Genomic DNA, 18,586 nt, shown 5'->3' on the forward strand with positions numbered 1-18,586 from the left:
TCAGCATTATTTTAACGATGGTTTTATTATTTTTGTTACGGACTGAACCAATAAAATACCAATTCAAGAACACAACGATGAAATTAAGCCTATTGACTAAAGCTATTTTTACTATAGTACTCTTATTTTTGACAGAGAATAACATTTTCGCTCAAACCAAATACCAAAAGGATTTTTATGAGTTTTGGTCTGATATCAATAAACATTATGCCTATTTAGAAAGGCAAAATATCGACTGGAATAAAGTCAAAGAGATTTATTCAGCACAAGCAGAAGAAGTTACAAACGACAACGAGTTTATTCAGTTACTTGAAAATACGTTGAATGAGTTGTACAATGGACATTCCTCATTAAGCATGAATCTTAATACATCAAACAGGCTAATTCCATCGTGGTCCGACATACGTATCGAAAAAGATCAGAACAAATATTTAATAAAAGACTTAAGAAAAGGTTTTGGTGCAGAATTAGCGGGGTTAAAAATTGGTATGCAAGTAACTCTTTTCAACGGAGTATCAATAGATGAACAGTTAAAAAGTTTCTTACCTCGATTTACAGATTATCACAGTCCAAAGATGTATCAGTATGCTTTAGATATGCTTTTTGCAGGAACTCACGATAAAAAGCGGGTGATTACCGTAGTTGAAAACGGAGAACGCAAAACATTTGAACCAGTGAGCTATGGCAATAGGAATGAATTGTTGTATTATAAAGTTATAAATGAAAACACGGGGTATGTCAAAATCAATAATTCATTGGGAAATAACAACTTGATTGGTGAATTTGATAAAGCTCTTGACAGTTTGATTTTCCATAAAAACCTTATTTTGGATTTGACTGAAACTCCTAGCGGCGGAAATTCAACTGTTGGGAGAGCCATTATGGGGCGGTTTGTTAATAAACTTCTACCTTATCAGATTCACGAATTTGATGAGAAGGATTATGACACAAAACGACATTGGGTGGAGTATGTAAGTCCACGTAAGAAAATCTACAAGGGTAATGTGTATGTCCTCGTGGGACACTGGACAGGAAGTATGGGAGAAGGGATAGCTATAGGGTTTGATGCACTAAACAGAGCGACAGTTATTGGCACACCTATGGCGGGACTATTAGGCGCAATTTCAAATTTTCGTCTCACAGAAACAAAAATTGGATTCCAATTCCCGACTGAGAGATTGTATCATATCAACGGAATACCAAGAGAGGATTTTATTCCCAAGATTTTATGTGAAAATATCGAAGAAACATTAGAAAAAGCTAAGGAGGTAGCTTTGTAGATTAAGTAGGAGATTACGACTCAGTTTGTCCTAAAACTTGTGGAGCAATGTTATGATCAATGTGAACAATAAAAAGTTTATGCTTAATAAAGTTAACGATACTTTTATCCTTCTTTTGTTTATGCTTCTTTCCAACTACTGCAAAGCACAAACGGAAAATAAGAGCTTAAATATACCTGTATCTGTTAAAGGATCTACCTTTTTTAACGCGGATAAAAAAAACTGCATAGCGCTTCCATTTGGCTATTCAAATATCTCAAAACAACTGCCTGTCGACTCCATAGTGTCTGCTATACAAGATCATCGTGGCTTAGAAAATCTTTATGCGCTCAAATTTGAGCAATTACTCAAAAACGATCTTGTGATGCTACCCGAAGCATATGACGTTTCTTTTCCATTTGAGCAAGGTATCGGCAAAGAATATAGTCATATTAAAATTGCCTCTAATTTTCTCAGTTATAGAGGTTATTCGCTGCATTTTCTGGCTGTATATAATGCCGCCCGCTATAGCGAGCCATTCGTAGAAAAAATATATCTAATTTCAGTAAAGAATGGGAAGCCAGTTGATATAAAAAGAATATATCTTCATCATGAGGGAGAAATGGGATTCACGGACTATACATTATTTTATATAGATAAAAACTCTATAATCTCATTGCGGGATTATGAATTTAATGAAAATCCCTTTAGACAAAAACCTGTTTATCAATTTCAGCTTTTACGTAACGGAACATTTGTCAGATACTATGATCAGAATGGTTTATATAAAACTGATGAAGAAGAGGGCTCAATAAAAAATCACCACAAAGAAGGAAATTGGATAGAATTTAAAGCAAATCGGTATGTGGATTTACAAGAATACCCATCATTTACAGATTCGTATACGTACTTGGAAGCAAGGTATAAAGGAGGTCTTCCTGATGGCAAATGGAACTGTTATAAATTATTGCAAGAATATAATGAAGAAACAGGTGAACCAATAATCAGCACAAGAAAAATGGGACCATTGATTTATACTGAACTATACAAAAATGGATTATTGGAAAAACGAGAGTTTCATGTTCTTGATAAGTAGGTAGTCTGTTATAACTGATAAAATATGTAACTTGTATTTGAAAAGGCAAAAAGGTTCTTAAGTTCCTTTCTACAAGAACTTAAAATATGAAAATAATACTATAGTTGCTATTCGTTTTGTAATTTGCAAATATTGGATATAGCCAACAAAAGGCAAAATAATAGACGTAGATTCTTAATTATGGAAATAATCATCAGACAAGCAAAAGAAAGCGAAATCAATGTATTAATCGAGTTTGAACAAGGAATTGTTGAAGCTGAACGACCTTTTGATAATACATTGAAGTTAGGCAAAATTCATTATTATGATCTACTAGAACTGATCAGGTCCAGGGAGGCTGAAGTTCTTGTTGCAATTGTTGACAATCAAGTTGTCGGATCAGGATATGCGAGATTATTGGATGCAAAACCTTATCAAAAATATGAAAAGTATGCTTACCTCGGATTTATGTTTGTTAAACCCGAATATCGAGGGCAGGGTATCAACAAAATGATTTTACATCGATTGATCAACTGGGCAAAAGAAAGAAATATTTCAGAAGTGAGACTTCAGGTTTATGAAGAAAATACGAGTGCAAAAAAAGCCTATGCAAAGGCAGGCTTTAGACCAAATCTTCTGGAAATGCGTATGGAAATCGATGATTGATAGTAATGAAATTCATTGGGATAATTTCTATAACAAATTAAAAAAAAGACAGCCTTTAGAAATTTAAAAGCTGTCTTTTTTTTGGCGTTATGCACTCATTCGAAACCGATTTATTCGTTATTATGCTCAATTTCGGCAATGATTTCTTTGGCAGATTTGATGACCTGATTATTCAGCTGAATAATCATATTTGCTTGAGATGCTGCATTGATAAGGATTCCTTTTACTTTTGGCGATGCATTAACTGCTTTATACATCATATCGGGATTTATATTTGCATTAGGAATGGATACTAATTCATCGGCGAGCTTAAAAACCAATGCGTTGTAGTAGGTTTGCCAATCGTCTTTTGATGGCACTACGGTTTGATAATACTCCAAAATTCCTGTTTTTAATTTTCGATCCTTGATGAGACCAATTTTCCCGCTAGATCGGAATCCTTCATAATTTCCTGTATTTCTGATCTTAAAAATCGGATTAAGGTTCATCTTAATACGGTCATTCGGGTTGACTTTCACCAAGCTATCAATTTTTTGTTGGTTTAGTTCTCCGTAAAATTTACAACCTTCAGCTGTATTTGTCAAGTAGGAATTTTGCTTTTCCAAGTCGTAGACATCTTTTTGGAGGTCGACTTTTAGATCTTCCAAAAATTCTTTTACTTCTTGTTGTTCATGCCGATGCTCGCTCCAGCCGTGAAGCCATATAGAAAGTGATACTGCAAAAACGATAATGAAGATCTCAATGGATATTTCTTTCAGTTTTTCAGAGAGGCTATGCTTTGGCTCTTTTGCGGTTTTATAAATTTTCTTCGTGTGCTTAATGATCTCGTCTTGCATTTTACAGCTTTAAGTTAATATAAAGGTGATTTTGTTAAATATTGGTATTAATACACAAAGATGCAAAAGTTTGGTAAAACACACAAATTAATAACTTGTCCATTACTTTTTTGAGGAAGAAAACAGGTGTCAAGTTGTTTTATTGGGGGATATGCCATGGATTAAAGAAAATAGTAACAAGCTCAGAACAGAGAAATTGCGTATATTTATGATAGTAAATTACCAGAAAATAGGCTATATTATGAAAATATGGACAGGATTGCTATTAATAGCGGTTTTTATACTTCCTTTCCTCGCTTGTGGACAAAATCCCTATCAGATAAATGGGGCGATACCTCAATTGAAGGACGGTTCCAAAGTATTTTTGATCTACGAAATAGAAGGTAAGTCTGTTGTTGATTCCACTTTTTCAAGAGGTGGAAATTTTTCATTTTCTGGGACGGTAGACTATCTTGTTTCATCGTCGCTATATCTCGATAAAAATCCTTATGTAAATAGACCCTCTCGCAATGAGCAAATGGATTTTTTTCGTTTTTACCTTGAGCCTGTCACTATGCAAATGCAAGCAAGCGACTCCTTGAAAAATATAACGATCAGTGGATCTCAAATTAATCTCGACCAAGATGCTTTTAAAAAGATGCGTAGCTCCATAGATGATAACTTTACAGCACTTAATAAAGAATTTTATGCACTTTCAGCCAATCAACAAAACGATCCTAAAGTACGTGAAGCTTATATTGATCGGGAAAAAGGATTAATGGATGACCTATATCGTGTTCATTTAGAATTTGCTCGTCAGCATCCATCGTCCTATCTTAGTTTAATCAGTTTATCCTTTGTTGCTGGACAGGAGAAGTTTATGGAAGAGGTTAAAAGGATATATGCCGATTTAGCTGAGAAGCTCAAAAGCTATCCTTTGGCCAAAGATATACCCATGCAGTTAGAATCGTCAATCAGGACCAAAGTTGGACAGGTTGCCCCCGATCTCGAACTTCAAACTCAAATGGGTACAAGTCTAAAATTATCTGAATTCCGAGGAAAGTATCTATTGGTAGACTTTTGGGCTAGTTGGTGTGGACCATGCCGCGAAGAAAATCCAAATCTAGTAGCGCTTTACAATAAATACAAAGATTTTGGATTCGAAATCTTAGGAATATCCCTGGATAAAGCGGCTCAACGCGAACAATGGGTCAAAGCAATTGCAGATGATAAGCTGAGCTGGCCACAAGTATCTGATTTAAAAGGTTGGGATAGCCAAGCAGCAAAACGTTATGGCATCAATTCCATACCAGCAAGCTTCTTGTTGGATCCTACAGGAAAAATTGTGTACCGCAACCTCAGGGGGAAAGATTTAGAAGAAAAAATACAGGCGATCTTTTCAGATAAAAGCGATCCTAAATAACCGGTTTAGTAGTATATACAATAAGCTCTATTAAGATTGGGATATTCTTGTTAGGGTCGCGAAACCTAAGGGTGAAACCGACTGAGGGGGGAGCTGGTAATAAAAATAGACTGATCAAATCGCTCATTAATCTAATCTATAAATAAATTCCTCAATTTCGATTTGGCGTGCATTAGCAAAACCGCGATCTGTACCAACCCTAACAAAACCACAATTTTCCAATACTTTTTGGGAACCGAGATTATCGAAAGCGACGCGCCCATAAATAGGACGGTTTGTTTCAATTGAAAGAAACGCTTTAAGTGCCTTTGTTGCAATTCCACGTCCCCAGAATTTTCGGTCAATCCAATAAGTGATCTCAGCATCACCTTCAATAATAAACTTCGCAATACTTCCTACAATTGTCCCATCAATCAGAATCGTTTGATTGTTTATGCTTGGCTCATTGAGAAATTTAGCATATTTCTCAAGGTAAGCTGTCTGATCTAAAGAAGTACTTGAGGTAAAAGCTGCGAGATAATTTGCTTCTTCATCAAGCTGAAACTGATAATGTGTTTCTAAATCCGCGTATACTGTCGGTCTAAGAGTAAATTGAAAGTTGAGGTCATCCATGCTTTTTTATGTTCGGTTTATTCCCAAATATAGTAATAAATACTTTTCCTTTAGTCTTCATCGAAGTCAACCCGACGACAACTTGAGGAAAAGCCGAACAGTGCTCGAACAAAGGTAGAATTTAAGCCGATGTGATGTTGCTTCATTGAGCCCATATGGGGAGATAGGTAGATACCTCGATTCCTGAAATATTATCCTGATATTTAAAAACAGTTTCAGGTACCATGTGGTTTTCGCTTATATCGACCCCCTTAACAGAAGAAAAGAGATTTAGATGCCTTTTCACAAGCGGCATGGTATGAATATATAAATGGGTTATTTTGTCAGTGCTAGAGTCGCAACCACTATTTTTCTTAGCTTTAGACCTCGCATGGCATATATACATATTATCGGTGTAAAAAAAGATCATTTCAATCTTATTTTCAGGGTACAACGCTTTAATATCGTGTAGCATTTGAAGATGCGTCTTATTAACCATATTGACCTCCACAGCAAAATCTTCGTCATTACTTAGCAGCATCAATAGCTGTTCCTCAAATCTCCTATATCCATCTTTTAAACCTAGTGCAGCATAGCTTTGAACAAAGAGATTAGGGTCAAGTATCTTGATCCCCTCGGGAATGAAATACTGTCCACAAGTACTTTTCCCAATATGAGGAGGGCCAGTTATCACATATATTGTCGCCATGATCAGATACTTTGAATTGTCCCATCGCTATGCTCTTCAACCATTTGCCCATCCTTGCTATAAACCAATGGCTGTTCACGAGAAAACAAATAGGAGCGAATACTCTTTTGCAATTCTTGCCTCCATTGTATCTTTTCATCCGCAGACATAGTGAATGGATCTTTTTTCATCTTTCCAGTTTTGACAAGTTGTTCTTCTTGAATAATCCTTTTCATTTAAAAATTAATTAACATTAGCTTGTACGATCAATTAAATATAAACATATATTAATATATTATAAAAAAATATTAACACAAAATGCGTGAGAAATTTGATAGACCGACTTTAAATTGGCAACAAAATCCATTATAAAATTAACAGGCGCTGTATATTCTTTTTATCAAGAAAGTATACAAAAGAATTATACAGTTGATTGTTTAAGTTATATACTGATTCGAATATCTCAGGGGCTCAAGGTAAAATTTAGACAACTAACAAAGTTTAGAGAGTTACTTTTCACTCGGGCAACTATTTCCTTTCCTGAAGATCATGAATATAGTTTATTCCATCTCGAACATAGAACTTTTTGAACTTACCAATTTGGCCTGGGCTCTCGTATTAATAAACAACTCTCCAGTCACCGGATTTGGCTCCAATAATGCGTGGAATTTTGAAAGACGAAGTTCTCGTAAAACGTTTCCTTCTTTGGTTTGGTTTTGGCGCTGTTTTTGGTGCTGGTACATCACCTAAAACAGAAAAACCGTTCTTAACAACGTTAAAAACGGTTTATTTTGCGGAAAGGGAGGGATTCGAACCCTCGATACAGTCATCCCGTATACAGTCTTTCCAGGACTGCTCATTCGACCACTCTGACACCTTTCCGTGTTTCAGTGCACAAATGTAGCAATTTTTTAATTTATTGCAACCTTATTCGTGTTATTTGCCATCAGATTTGTTATATTCTATTGAGACTAAGTGTATTGTTTTTATTTTTTAATGAATAAAACTTATTTCTTATTTTTCGGAATGACAAATAATTATTTCGACATAAAAGGGGAGATCCTCGACATAGCACTAAAACGTACTCAGGAACGTATCACAATGATAGAATCTGCTTTAGAAACAGCCAGAGATTCAAGTAATGACGATACCAAAAGTAGTGCTGGGGACAAATATGAAACTTCACGTGAAATGATTCAACAGGACATCAATCGCTACCAAAAGCAACTCCTGGAAGCCAATAAAGATCTACAGCAACTGATCAGTATAGAATCATTACAAAATGATGTAATGGATGTCGCCAGACTAGGAACGCTTGTTCAAACCAATGTTGGACTATATTTGATCGCCACAAGTATTGGAGCCGTAAAAATAGGGGCTAATAATATCTTCGTCATTTCGCCTGCATCTCCAATTGGACAACTACTTATCGAAAAAAAAATAGGTGATAGTTTTGTTTTTAACAACGTTAATCAAAAAGTTATTGCAATCTACTAAGTGATGAAAATACCGAAAAATTAAACAATATGCCGATGCATCTGTTCTTATTTAGTACAGAAACGAAGAATGACATGAAATTGAATAATTTACTTTTAATCTTCTTACTTGGTGCTTTACTGTTTATTCACTCTTGTAGATCGCCCGAATCCGACGAAAAACTAAGATCAAAAATCGAGGCAGCATTGGAAACTACTGCAGGCATCGAAGTAGATGTCGAGGAAGGGAATGTAACGTTGGATGGACAGATAGGTTCGGATTCGCTCAAGCAGGATATAGAAAACAAAACAAAATTAGCAGGGGGAGAGGATATCAAATCCATTCACAACAATATCATTGTAAATCTTCCTGAACCAGAAGATGCCCGTGAAAAATATCATGAAATTATGGGCGGCGCGATAGATTCTACCTTAACGAGAGATGTCAATCTTGTCCTGGAAGATTTTCCAACCATTACGGCCCAGGTGAAGGAAGGAATTATAATTGCGACAGGTAATCTTGAAAAATCAAAAATCGATACACTAAAGAAAAGATTAGAGCATATCAAGCCCAAAGGCATTGATATGAAAGGTGTCACCAGTCGTTAAACAAAGAAAAGAAGCTATCCATCGATTGACGGGTAGCTTCTTTCATTTGTTCATATGTTTATTTAATGCCTAAGTTAAGCATTTTCTATTAAATCTCGTATAGCAACAGAAGCTATTGCCCCACCAAAGGCTGCTGGTAGATATGACATGGTACCGTAGGCAGACTTTTTAAAGTTACTCCCATCAGTATATAATAATGAATCCTTGTTTGGAAGTTCAGTTGAAAATGCCACTTTTACCCCATCTCGAATACCATGTTTGCGCAATTTTTTACGGATATGATGCGCTAATTTACAATTATAAGATTTACCGATATCGTCAATTTTTATTTTCGTGGGGTCCACTTTCCCACCAGCACCCATTGAACTCACAAATGGTATATTGGCTTCCAATGCCCTCCGAATGAAAAATAGTTTCGGTGTAATACTATCAATGGCTTCAACACAATAATCCGGAGCTAAATCTAATAAAGCTGGTATTTTTTCTGGAATGATAAAGTCTTGTATTACGGTTAAATCCAACTCAGGATTAATAGCTAACAATCTTTCCCGCATAATTTCAGCTTTTGCTTCACCATGATTGGTTGCCAAGGCAGGCAATTGTCTATTACGGTTGGACGGGTCCACTGTGTCTCCATCGATAATGGTCATTTTCCCAACACCTGCCCGGCATATAAATTCTGCAGCAAATGAACCAACACCACCTAATCCCAAAACCATCACATGCGAATTAGCTAATTTTTCAACCGCCGTTCTACCGATCAATGCTTCGGTACGTGACAGCCAGCTTAAATCTTTCATCTATTTAAATTTGTTTTTATATTATGATGAATTCCCAAAATCTATCATTCAACGTGAATAATCAAATTATGATGGGTTCATTTATTAAATACTTTCTTATAATTTTGGAATAAAGCCCGTTTTAACTCTTCCAGTTCGATCGATCTGAGCCGAGCTACGTAGCGATAAAGTGTAGCAATTTCTACAGTCGTATCTGTATCTGTTTCTAAAAACAAATGGCAGAGTGAAATATTTTGTAAAAGTTCGTCTTGACTTCCGTTTAAACAATGTTTTCCTATGGAAAGATAATACCCTTGATCGATTAACTGTTGAGCCAAGGTCCAGTTCTTACGATATCCATGAAAAACAACAGCTTCGTTAAAATTCACTTTTTTTAGACAATCAACAATCTCCTGAAAAGCTCGAACACAATGAATTATCAAGGGCTTCCTATACGTTTTAGCCAAGCGAACCTGTTGATCAAACACAGGCTGTTGGTCGGAGAGGGAAGTGGCGATATTTTTGTCTATACCACATTCACCTATGGCTAAAACTTGACTCCGAGCTAATGCGTCTACCAGGAGTTCCAAATCGTGTTCAGTATTCTCATTGATATACCATGGGTGTAAACCTACTGAACAATCCGCTTCAGAAATTGTCTCCGAATGGTTCAACGTGATATTCTTAATAGAAAGAGTAACACGTTCTTTGACCGGATAATTCCGATGCGTATGTAGATCGATATAGGGAATCTGTGTAGCCAACGAGACAAAGGTCGAAAAAATACTTGAAGCAAAAAATATTCTCTACAAAATTAGTATAGTTTTATTCTCCCAAGCTAGCATCTAAAGCTTCAAGAATACCAGAAGCCTTCAAAAGACATTCTTGATACTCCTGATCGGCAGCTGCCTGATTGGTAACTGCTCCACCAGTATGAAAGGAAAGGTACCTTTTTTGTTTATTGTAAAGCAATGAACGGATAACGACGTTAAAATCAAATTCATCATGCACAGTGTCAAAGTAACCGATAGATCCAGCATAGATACCTCGCTTTCGAGCTTCAAGCTGATCGCAAATTTGCATAGCTGCAATTTTGGGAGCACCTGTCATCGAACCTGCCGGAAAGGTATTTCTAAATACATCCACATTGGCGACTTCTGGATCTTGCATGCAGGTAATAGTCGAAATCATTTGATGCACTTGTTCGAAGGATTGAATCTCAAAAAGGCGGGTGGCCTCAACCGTTCCGGGAAGAGCACTTCGTGTCAAATCATTACGAACCAAATCAACGATCATCACATTTTCGGCGATCTCTTTTTTTGACCTCAACATATCAGCTATAATCTGTTGGTCCTCTGTTGGATTTGCCCCCCTTTTGGCCGTTCCTTTAATCGGCTGAGAAATCAACTTTCCTTGTCTTTTCGCTAAAAATCGCTCCGGAGAAGCACTCATGATAAAATGATAACCTACCTTGAAAAATGAACTAAAGGGCGTAGGTGATATGGTATTCAACCGATGATAAACTTCCATAGGAGAGATATCAGCATCATCAGCAAAAAATTCCTGGCAAAGGTTCACTTCATAGATGTCTCCACGCTGAATATGTGCCTGTACATTTTCAAAAGCTTTGACATATTCACCCTTTGTCCAACGCGACTGCACCTGCACAGAAATTGGGGTTATCGCAGGAATCTGAGTATCGGAAATAGCCTGATAGATTTTAACAGGATCCTCGGCTTCTATATGCACTTGACCCGCCATCCATCGAAGTGTAATTGCCGGCACAAAGAAATAAGCTTCTGGAAATTCGAGCTGATCCTTTCCTGTTGTCTGTAATTCTTCTATCTCATTCTTAAGGTCGTAGGATAGAAATCCGGGGATAAACTGAGATTGATGTAATCTCAAAAAAGCGTCGAGCTGGTCAAATACATTTTCATTTGCACGGAAAGAGAATAATGCCTTGACAGCCAAGATCTGTTCAAATTTGCCCCATTGATCGGACATCCCATTACTATTAAAGAAAGAAATTTCATCAAATTGCCCCGACCAGTGCAGGGCTTTTTGATGAAATTTATCTTTAGAATCGAGAAGATCAAAACTTTCGATCCGCATAGTTTATTTTGATAAAGCTAATGTTTGTTTACGATCAGGACCTACCGATAGGATCGTGATAGGTACTTCAAGAGCTTTCTCTAAATAAGAAATATAATTTTTTAATGCTTCAGGTATTTCTTGTTCAGACGTTATACCGGTCAAATCTTGTTTCCACCCATCAATTTCTTCTAAGATAGGTTCTGCTTGATGCGTGATGATTTCATAAGGCATATAATCAATCACTTCACCATTATACTTATAATGTGTACATGCGTAGATTTTGTCGAAGGTATCCAAAACGTCAGCCTTCATCATAATCAAGTCTGTCACGCCATTCAACATAATGGCATATTTCAAAGCTGGAATATCGATCCATCCCGTACGACGAGCACGGCCTGTAGTCGCTCCAAATTCATGACCTAATTGACGTAATTTTTCGCCAGTTTCATCGTGAAGTTCAGTAGGGAAGGGACCGCCACCTACGCGAGTCGCATATGCTTTAAAGATACCATATACCTTGCCGATTTTATTTGGTGCGATACCTAAGCCTGTACAAGCTCCGGCCGTTGTGGTATTAGATGAAGTAACAAATGGATAAGAACCAAAATCAACATCCAAAAGCGTACCTTGAGCACCCTCAGCTAACACACGTTTGCCTTCTTTCAGATATTGATTCACCAAATGCTCTGAATCCACATGTGGGATAGATTTAATGAATTCGATTGCATCTAAAAATGCTTTCTCTTTTTCACTGAAATCAGGTATTTCACCGTAATGCGAAAGAATACTTAGGTGTTTTTCTTTCAACTTTTGGTAACGCTCTTGAAAATCTGGAAGTGTTGTATCACCGACACGTAAACCATTTCTACCGGTTTTATCCATGTAAGTTGGACCGATACCTTTCAGCGTGGATCCGATTTTTCCTGCACCCATTTTTGATTCTGAGGCAGCATCCAATAATTGGTGCGTCGGCAGAATAAGGTGTGCTTTACGCGCTAAAACCAAATTGCCTTTACCCACCGGATCAAAACCAGCTGTCTTCAGGTTGTCTAACTCTCTTTTTAAGATAATCGGATCGATAACGACGCCATTACCAATAAGATTTAGTGTACCTTCATTGAAGATACCAGATGGAATTGTGTTGAGTACGAATTTCTTGTTATCGAATTCCAACGTGTGTCCGGCGTTAGGGCCGCCTTGGAAACGAGCGATTAAATCGTATTTTGGACAAAATACGTCTACGATTTTACCTTTACCCTCGTCACCCCATTGTAAGCCCAAAAGCACATCAACTTGCATAGCTTTTAAAGTATAGTAATTAAAATGTTATTAATAAAAATAGACTCTATTCAAAAATAAAATGTTCAGGAATTTTCCCCCTGAACATTCCTGAACAAATGTACTATTATATTTAAGAAAATATAAGATTAATTTGAAATAGCTTCGTGAGCGACGGTCTCTTCTTTTTTGTTCTTAAGTTGACAGTCTTGACATACACCATACAAATTGAGAGAGTGGTGCTTAATGTCAAATTTTAAAAGATCCCCCATGAGACTCTGAATTTGATTGATACGTGGATCACAGAATTCAACGACCTTATTACATTCAATACAGATCACGTGATCGTGTTGTTTGAACCCATAAGACTTCTCAAATTGCGCCATGTTCCTTCCAAACTGGTGTTTTGTAACCAAGTCACAAGAGACCAAAAGTTCTAGGGTATTATAAACTGTAGCACGACTGACACGATATTTCTTGTTCTTCATATGGATATACAAAGACTCTACATCAAAGTGATCAGTACGTGAATAAATCTCTTCCAAAATCGCATAGCGCTCTGGTGTTTTTCTTAGATTTTTATTTTCTAAGTAGGCTTCAAAGATTTTTTTTACAGTTGCAAAATTTTCAGCTTGATTCATAGTAAAAATATTCTTGTACAAATTTACCAATTAAGATTGATATTTCCTCTATTAAAAATAGTGCTTAATAGTAGTCGCCTTAGCGTAATTTTCAATCCAACTCTTGGCTATTAATTTTCCGATTCATATCGATTGACACCTGTTATCCCTCTGACTTGCTTTAAATTTCTCATCAAACTTTCAAGCTGAGCAGTATCATTCACATAGACCATAATATTACCATCAAAAATACCTTCGTTACTTGAAATTGACAAGGACCGAATATTAACAGCAAATTCTTGCGAAATAACAGTTGTAAGCTTATTTACTAATCCAACATCATCTATGCCAACTATATGTAAACCTGTCAAAAATGCAGAATCTTTTGTAGAAGCCCAGCGTGCTTTTAAAATTCTATAGCCATAATTTGCCATCAGCTTGGAGGCATTTGGACAGCTCGTACGGTGAATTTTTATACCATCATTAACTGTCAAAAAGCCAAAGACATCGTCACCAGGGATAGGGTTACAACAGGGTGCTAACGTGTAATCGACTTTCTGCATGTCGTCACCAATTAAGATCGTGTCGAATTCCTTCTTATTTATCTTTTCAACTAGTCCACCTATATGGGTATTAAATTGATTTCCTGATGAAGAACTTACATTAATTTCAACTGCTTTTTCATGCGCGACATATTCTCTCAGTTGCCGAATATCAACAATGCCCTTAGCAACATTGTAGAAAAGATCCTGCGAACTAGGATATTTTAAAAAGTTGGCAATTTTATTAATATTATCCGTATTATAGGTAACTTTTAGCGATTTCAACTTACGTTCCAAAATCTCTTTCCCATCCTCCGCAACTCTTCTCTTTTCCTCTTTTAAAGAAGATCTGATTTTGGATTTGGCTTTTGCAGTCACAACAAAATTCAACCAATCCTCCTTAGGCGACTGCTTGCTCGATGTAATAATCTCTACCTGATCCCCATTTTGCAAAATATGACTCAAAGGAACAAGTTTGTGATTTACTTTGGCGCCAATACAACTTGCCCCAATATCAGAGTGGATCTCAAAGGCAAAATCTAAAGCAGTGGCATTGTTGGGTAGTTGAATCAGTGTTCCTTTGGGGGTGAATATAAAAATCTCATCGGAGAAAAGATTCATCTTAAAATCATCCACAAAATCCATCGCATTTTGATCCGGACTACTTAAGACATCGCGTACCTTTTTGATCCATTGATCCAAGCCAGAATCTGAATTTGATTCTTTATACTTCCAATGCGCTGCAAACCCTTTTTCGGCAATTTCATTCATCCGTTTGGTTCGAATCTGAACTTCTACCCACTGCCCTTTAGGTCCCATTACCGTAGTATGTAAAGACTCATAACCATTTCCTTTCGGAGAGGAAATCCAATCCCGAAGACGGTCGGGGTTAGGGCGATACAAATCTGTGACAATAGAATAGACTTTCCAACATTCGGTTTTTTCTTTTTCATCCACAGCATCTATTACAATACGTATGGCAAACAAATCATAAACCTCCTCAAAAGGAATCGATTTTTTTCGCATCTTATTCCAAATAGAATGGATTGATTTAGGTCGCCCAAATACGGACGCCTTAATACCCTGTTCCTCCAATATCTCTTTGATGGGACCAATAAAATCGCCTATAAATTTTTCGCGCTCGGCTTTCTTCTCATTCAGTTTTCGAGCTATAAATTTATAGGTGTCCGGATCGGTAAATTTCATCGAGAGATCTTCCAATTCGGATTTTATCGCATACAGCCCAAGACGATGTGCTAATGGTGCATAAAGATAACTTGTCTCCGAAGCAATCTTCAGCTGCTTATCCCTGGCCATAAATTCCATAGTACGCATATTGTGCAGCCTATCTGCCAATTTAATGAGAATTACACGAACATCGTCAGCCAGTGTGAGCAACATTTTTCTGAAATTCTCCGCTTGCATGGAACTGTTTGGATCAAAAATCCCTGAAATTTTGGTAAGCCCATCGATAATTCGGCGAACTTTCTTACCAAACATTTCTTCAATTTCATCCAATGTAACATTGGTATCTTCAACTACATCATGGAGCAAGGCGCATACTATAGATGTTGTTCCTAAGCCAATCTCTTCAGCAGCAATCTGGGCAACAGCTATTGGGTGATAAATATAAGGCTCTCCTGATTTGCGTCGCATCTCTTTATGACTATCCAATGCTAAATCAAATGCCTTTCGGATCTCCTGCTTGTCTCCACGCTGTAAAGTTGGCTTACAAGCGCGCAACAATGCACGGTAACGTTTCCTTATCTCTTTGTTTTCTGCTTCAATATCAATCACATAATCTTTCATAAACGTTGCAGGTAAATGATGTTTTTTGAGTAAATTTGTGTAATTTAGTTAATGTATTCTTGAATACTATTTTCAAGCTAACTTATTTTGTAATAAATCTACCAAAATATTATAGCATTGACAAATTAAAAAGCGTTATATAATTGCCCAAATGAAGACAATATTATTTTGTTTGCTTTTCCTCACAAGGACTTTGTCCGTATGGGCACAGTCTCAATCACTCACTCTTCCTTTGTATGGAGAGGGGGCGCAGGAGATCGTAAACAGCTATATGACAACAACCTTGACAAGCGGAGAGGTGCTACCTTGGTTTCCGATTCCAGAGGTCACTGTTGTAGCCAAAAGAACCTGGTCAAGTGAAGAAGCACGAAGAGAATATCTCCGCTTTAGAAGAAATGTCCTAAAGGTTCTTCCTTATGCTATATATGCGCAAAAAAGATATGATCAGCTAGACAGAGATCTCGCGCTAACTTCGGACAAAAAGGAACATAAAGCATTGGTTGAAAAATGTGAAAGTGACGTAAAACAGATGTTTGACCGAGAAATCAAAAATATGACTATTTCACAAGGCAAAATACTCATTAAATTGATCGATCGTTATACGGGACATACCGGTTATGAAATGGTAAAGGAAATGAAGGGTGGGATTTCCGCTTTTTTCTATCAGGGAGTCGCGAAAATATTCGGTCACAACCTAAAGTCAACTTATGACCCAAAAGAAGACTTTGCCATTGAAAATATCATTAGGGAATTCGAGAAGTCGAGACCTCAACCTGTTATGTGACCAATCAAACCAAAACCAGATGAAAACAGTATACGACTTTGACGCACTTCAGTTTAACGGTAAAAAAAAATCCCTCGCTGATTTTGAAGGTAAAGTTTTACTCATTGTCAATACTGCCAGCCAATGTCTCTTTACCAGACAATTTAAATCGCTCGAAAAACTTTACCAAAAATATAAAGACCAAGGTTTCGAAATTCTGGCATTTCCAGCAAATAATTTTCGTAACCAGGAACCGTTAACCGGTAGTACGCTAGAGACATTCTGCCGGATCAATCAACAGGTGAGTTTTCCTATTTTTAAGCGTAGCCATGTTATCGGCGAATACACAACACCTTTATACAGTTTTCTTTCGAGCAAAGATCAAAATGGACATATTAACAGTAAACCTTCCTGGAATTTCCACAAATATCTGGTAAACAAAAAAGGAGAGGTCATTGATTTCTATTATCCGACTACTTCGCCATTATCAAGTAAAATTTGTCGCAATATTGAGCGTCTTTTACAAGAGTAACCCATAAACTGCTTACATTTGCCGCAGTTCCCCACAGCACAGGCCGAGTCGTATATGGACTTGGGATCAATAACCACACGGGATTAGTAAAGGTTTTTCGCCAAAACTATCCATCGGTCAATTGGAATGATTTGTCATAAAAAGGGAAGCCAATTAAAAGAGAGAAATATTATATGTTAAAATTAGATCTACTTATCATTGCTGTACATCCAGATGACGCTGAGCTAGGCGCAGGAGGTGTGATGGCAAAATATGTTGCAGAAGGAAAAAAGGTAGGAATTGTTGATTTAACCCAAGGTGAGCTCGGCACGCGTGGCACAGCGGAGACTAGAGCACAAGAAGCAAAAGATGCTGCCGAAATATTAGGGCTGGCCGTTAGAGAAAATCTTGGCCTAAGAGATGGTTTCTTTGAAAATGCTGAAAAAGAAAAAATGGCTGTAATAAGGGCCGTCCGCAAATACCAACCGGATATTATCATTACAAATGCCATTACTGATCGCCACCCAGACCATGGAAGAGCGGGACAGATGGTCAACGAAGCCTGCTTTCTTGCTGGCTTGAGAAAAGTGGAAACTTTTGATCAGGACAATATTCCTCAGGAGGCCTACCGCCCTCGATTGGTACTGCAATTTGTACAAGACTATTATATCAAACCTGATGTTGTCATTGATATAACAGATTATTATCACATTAAAGAAAAATCTGTACTAGCTTACAAAACTCAATTCTATACCGGAGAAAATGTAAATCCGGATGAACCACAGACGTATATTTCTAATCCGGATTTCATGGAATCGACTGCTGCTAGAGCGCGAGAATTTGGACGGTACATTCAAGCGAAATATGCCGAAGGATTTACTTCCAAGAAGATACTTGGCGTTGATGATTTATTTCATCTGAAGTAGGAAGTAGAATCTATCTGATACTATGGTAAAATAAAATGCGGGATTATTCATATTTTAACTAGAATGGTCCCGCATAATTCCTTAAACGAGGTTTATAAACTGATTTTATGGAAACGATATCGGTGGCATGCTGATTTTACTGATGTTTATCCCAACAAAGCAATCGTCTTGACAATTATCGGGAACATAGCCCGCAGAAGAAATTAGACCATTGTTTTTGGCTTCAAAATAGATCTTTGAGTCTTTTCTTTTTATCAGCCAATCCTTCTTTGCTCTCTCATAAACTTGATCCAGCGTAGAAGCTTCATAGCCTTCGTCGTGCGTATTTAATTCAGTCTTGTTTTCGGTCCATTTAGCATAAGTCTGCACTTTGCCATCTTCGAGGTGTGTTTTGGCTTCATATGATCTATGTTCTACCTGACCGTTAAAAACTGTTATTGTGGTCGTACTATTACTTCCTGTCCAGGAAGAGCTGGTAACAGTATATTGATAAGAATTTGCATTCTCCTTTTTATATTTTTGATAAGCTTCATAACTCTTATCAAATTCAGAAGAATAAGCGACATCTTTACTACAGGAAATAAAAAAACTTGACAGGACCAATGGTATGGCAATAAAACAGCTACTTTTCATAATTAAGTTATTTAAATCTTAATTAGAACG

The 18,586-nt window shown here is 37.0% G+C and carries 20 protein-coding genes and 1 tRNA gene; 9 read left to right on the forward strand and 12 right to left on the reverse strand.

Features of this window, described 5'->3' with window-relative positions; genetic code table 11:
- Positions 1-92 precede the first annotated feature (92 nt).
- The 3 genes from HS960_RS07860 (at position 93) to HS960_RS07870 (ending at position 3,000) form a co-directional block, all read left to right on the forward strand.
- Positions 93-1,280, forward strand: coding sequence for a S41 family peptidase (locus tag HS960_RS07860; RefSeq protein ID WP_202883769.1), 1,188 nt, complete (start codon positions 93-95; stop codon positions 1,278-1,280).
- A gap of 79 nt (positions 1,281-1,359) precedes the next feature.
- A complete protein-coding gene (locus HS960_RS07865) occupies positions 1,360-2,355 on the forward strand; it encodes a hypothetical protein (RefSeq protein ID WP_182332050.1) in 996 nt (331 codons plus the stop codon).
- Between the two features lie 180 nt (positions 2,356-2,535).
- The gene (locus HS960_RS07870) at positions 2,536-3,000 is read left to right on the forward strand and encodes a GNAT family N-acetyltransferase (RefSeq protein WP_182332052.1); all 465 of its coding nucleotides are present in this window, start codon (positions 2,536-2,538) and stop codon (positions 2,998-3,000) included.
- 110 nt (positions 3,001-3,110) lie between these two features.
- Here HS960_RS07870 and HS960_RS07875 read toward each other — a convergent pair whose 3' ends face one another.
- Positions 3,111-3,836 (reverse strand): DUF6090 family protein, encoded by a 726-nt coding sequence (locus HS960_RS07875; protein ID WP_153848844.1) that lies wholly within the window; start codon positions 3,834-3,836, stop codon positions 3,111-3,113.
- A 241-nt stretch (positions 3,837-4,077) separates the two neighbouring features.
- On the opposite strand from HS960_RS07875, the gene HS960_RS07880 reads away from it, so the two are divergent.
- Positions 4,078-5,238 (forward strand): TlpA disulfide reductase family protein, encoded by a 1,161-nt coding sequence (locus HS960_RS07880; protein WP_182332054.1) that lies wholly within the window; start codon positions 4,078-4,080, stop codon positions 5,236-5,238.
- Between the two features lie 126 nt (positions 5,239-5,364).
- On the opposite strand, the gene HS960_RS07885 is transcribed toward HS960_RS07880, so the two are convergent.
- From HS960_RS07885 to HS960_RS07900, 4 genes are all read right to left on the reverse strand, one after another.
- Positions 5,365-5,850: a GNAT family N-acetyltransferase gene (locus tag HS960_RS07885; RefSeq protein ID WP_153848842.1), complete on the reverse strand. Its 486-nt coding sequence runs from the start codon at positions 5,848-5,850 to the stop codon at positions 5,365-5,367.
- Between the two features lie 142 nt (positions 5,851-5,992).
- The gene (locus tag HS960_RS07890; protein WP_153848841.1) at positions 5,993-6,538 is read right to left on the reverse strand and encodes a hypothetical protein; all 546 of its coding nucleotides are present in this window, start codon (positions 6,536-6,538) and stop codon (positions 5,993-5,995) included.
- A 2-nt stretch (positions 6,539-6,540) separates the two neighbouring features.
- Positions 6,541-6,753, reverse strand: a complete 213-nt coding sequence (locus HS960_RS07895) for a hypothetical protein (RefSeq protein ID WP_120334399.1) — start codon at positions 6,751-6,753, stop codon at positions 6,541-6,543.
- Between the two features lie 558 nt (positions 6,754-7,311).
- A tRNA-Ser gene (locus tag HS960_RS07900) sits at positions 7,312-7,399 on the reverse strand.
- Between the two features lie 114 nt (positions 7,400-7,513).
- Between HS960_RS07900 and HS960_RS07905 the strand changes: the two genes are divergently transcribed.
- Together HS960_RS07905 and HS960_RS07910 are read left to right on the forward strand one after the other, a co-directional pair.
- Positions 7,514-8,014 (forward strand): GreA/GreB family elongation factor, encoded by a 501-nt coding sequence (locus HS960_RS07905; protein ID WP_228280246.1) that lies wholly within the window; start codon positions 7,514-7,516, stop codon positions 8,012-8,014.
- 35 nt (positions 8,015-8,049) lie between these two features.
- Complete coding sequence (locus HS960_RS07910; RefSeq protein WP_159726716.1) at positions 8,050-8,601, forward strand: BON domain-containing protein; 552 nt, start codon at positions 8,050-8,052, stop codon at positions 8,599-8,601.
- A 74-nt stretch (positions 8,602-8,675) separates the two neighbouring features.
- On the opposite strand, the gene HS960_RS07915 is transcribed toward HS960_RS07910, so the two are convergent.
- The 6 genes from HS960_RS07915 to HS960_RS07940 form a co-directional block, all read right to left on the reverse strand.
- Positions 8,676-9,401 carry a tRNA threonylcarbamoyladenosine dehydratase gene (locus HS960_RS07915; protein WP_153848832.1) on the reverse strand — a complete coding sequence of 242 codons (726 nt, stop codon included), beginning with the start codon at positions 9,399-9,401 and terminating at the stop codon, positions 8,676-8,678.
- 77 nt (positions 9,402-9,478) lie between these two features.
- Positions 9,479-10,144: a TatD family hydrolase gene (locus HS960_RS07920; protein ID WP_159726718.1), complete on the reverse strand. Its 666-nt coding sequence runs from the start codon at positions 10,142-10,144 to the stop codon at positions 9,479-9,481.
- A 61-nt stretch (positions 10,145-10,205) separates the two neighbouring features.
- Positions 10,206-11,492: an anthranilate synthase component I family protein gene (locus tag HS960_RS07925; protein WP_153848830.1), complete on the reverse strand. Its 1,287-nt coding sequence runs from the start codon at positions 11,490-11,492 to the stop codon at positions 10,206-10,208.
- A 3-nt stretch (positions 11,493-11,495) separates the two neighbouring features.
- A complete protein-coding gene (locus HS960_RS07930) occupies positions 11,496-12,773 on the reverse strand; it encodes an adenylosuccinate synthase (RefSeq protein ID WP_070564133.1) in 1,278 nt (425 codons plus the stop codon).
- A 128-nt stretch (positions 12,774-12,901) separates the two neighbouring features.
- Positions 12,902-13,393, reverse strand: a complete 492-nt coding sequence (locus HS960_RS07935; protein ID WP_046673375.1) for a Fur family transcriptional regulator — start codon at positions 13,391-13,393, stop codon at positions 12,902-12,904.
- A gap of 110 nt (positions 13,394-13,503) precedes the next feature.
- Positions 13,504-15,723 (reverse strand): RelA/SpoT family protein, encoded by a 2,220-nt coding sequence (locus HS960_RS07940; protein WP_070564136.1) that lies wholly within the window; start codon positions 15,721-15,723, stop codon positions 13,504-13,506.
- 151 nt (positions 15,724-15,874) lie between these two features.
- On the opposite strand from HS960_RS07940, the gene HS960_RS07945 reads away from it, so the two are divergent.
- From HS960_RS07945 to bshB1, 3 genes are all read left to right on the forward strand, one after another.
- Complete coding sequence (locus tag HS960_RS07945; RefSeq protein ID WP_153848812.1) at positions 15,875-16,507, forward strand: DUF4294 domain-containing protein; 633 nt, start codon at positions 15,875-15,877, stop codon at positions 16,505-16,507.
- 19 nt (positions 16,508-16,526) lie between these two features.
- A complete protein-coding gene (locus tag HS960_RS07950; protein ID WP_153848813.1) occupies positions 16,527-17,018 on the forward strand; it encodes a glutathione peroxidase in 492 nt (163 codons plus the stop codon).
- Positions 17,019-17,191: 173 nt separating this feature from the next.
- Positions 17,192-17,923: a bacillithiol biosynthesis deacetylase BshB1 gene (gene bshB1 / locus HS960_RS07955; RefSeq protein ID WP_153848814.1), complete on the forward strand. Its 732-nt coding sequence runs from the start codon at positions 17,192-17,194 to the stop codon at positions 17,921-17,923.
- Between the two features lie 105 nt (positions 17,924-18,028).
- On the opposite strand, the gene HS960_RS07960 is transcribed toward bshB1, so the two are convergent.
- Positions 18,029-18,556 carry a hypothetical protein gene (locus tag HS960_RS07960; RefSeq protein WP_159726720.1) on the reverse strand — a complete coding sequence of 176 codons (528 nt, stop codon included), beginning with the start codon at positions 18,554-18,556 and terminating at the stop codon, positions 18,029-18,031.
- Between the last annotated feature and the right edge of the window lie 30 nt (positions 18,557-18,586).

Source organism: Sphingobacterium paramultivorum (assembly GCF_014109745.1).
In the GTDB taxonomy this organism is placed as follows: Bacteria; Bacteroidota; Bacteroidia; order Sphingobacteriales; family Sphingobacteriaceae; genus Sphingobacterium; species Sphingobacterium paramultivorum.

Excerpts from the sequence above, each read along its gene's own strand:
- HS960_RS07885 (WP_153848842.1), bottom strand. The coding sequence starts at position 5,850 with ATGGATGACCTCAACTTTCAATTTACTCTTAGACCGACAGTATACGCG.
- HS960_RS07890 (WP_153848841.1), bottom strand. The coding sequence starts at position 6,538 with ATGGCGACAATATATGTGATAACTGGCCCTCCTCATATTGGGAAAAGT.
- HS960_RS07865 (WP_182332050.1), top strand. The coding sequence starts at position 1,360 with ATGCTTAATAAAGTTAACGATACTTTTATCCTTCTTTTGTTTATGCTT.
- HS960_RS07945 (WP_153848812.1), top strand. The coding sequence starts at position 15,875 with ATGAAGACAATATTATTTTGTTTGCTTTTCCTCACAAGGACTTTGTCC.
- HS960_RS07925 (WP_153848830.1), bottom strand. The coding sequence starts at position 11,492 with ATGCGGATCGAAAGTTTTGATCTTCTCGATTCTAAAGATAAATTTCAT.
- HS960_RS07950 (WP_153848813.1), top strand. The coding sequence starts at position 16,527 with ATGAAAACAGTATACGACTTTGACGCACTTCAGTTTAACGGTAAAAAA.
- HS960_RS07895 (WP_120334399.1), bottom strand. The coding sequence starts at position 6,753 with ATGAAAAGGATTATTCAAGAAGAACAACTTGTCAAAACTGGAAAGATG.
- HS960_RS07875 (WP_153848844.1), bottom strand. The coding sequence starts at position 3,836 with ATGCAAGACGAGATCATTAAGCACACGAAGAAAATTTATAAAACCGCA.
- HS960_RS07880 (WP_182332054.1), top strand. The coding sequence starts at position 4,078 with ATGAAAATATGGACAGGATTGCTATTAATAGCGGTTTTTATACTTCCT.
- bshB1 (WP_153848814.1), top strand. The coding sequence starts at position 17,192 with ATGTTAAAATTAGATCTACTTATCATTGCTGTACATCCAGATGACGCT.
- HS960_RS07940 (WP_070564136.1), bottom strand. The coding sequence starts at position 15,723 with ATGAAAGATTATGTGATTGATATTGAAGCAGAAAACAAAGAGATAAGG.
- HS960_RS07915 (WP_153848832.1), bottom strand. The coding sequence starts at position 9,401 with ATGAAAGATTTAAGCTGGCTGTCACGTACCGAAGCATTGATCGGTAGA.
- HS960_RS07930 (WP_070564133.1), bottom strand. The coding sequence starts at position 12,773 with ATGCAAGTTGATGTGCTTTTGGGCTTACAATGGGGTGACGAGGGTAAA.
- HS960_RS07870 (WP_182332052.1), top strand. The coding sequence starts at position 2,536 with ATGGAAATAATCATCAGACAAGCAAAAGAAAGCGAAATCAATGTATTA.
- HS960_RS07910 (WP_159726716.1), top strand. The coding sequence starts at position 8,050 with ATGCATCTGTTCTTATTTAGTACAGAAACGAAGAATGACATGAAATTG.
- HS960_RS07905 (WP_228280246.1), top strand. The coding sequence starts at position 7,514 with ATGAATAAAACTTATTTCTTATTTTTCGGAATGACAAATAATTATTTC.
- HS960_RS07935 (WP_046673375.1), bottom strand. The coding sequence starts at position 13,393 with ATGAATCAAGCTGAAAATTTTGCAACTGTAAAAAAAATCTTTGAAGCC.
- HS960_RS07960 (WP_159726720.1), bottom strand. The coding sequence starts at position 18,556 with ATGAAAAGTAGCTGTTTTATTGCCATACCATTGGTCCTGTCAAGTTTT.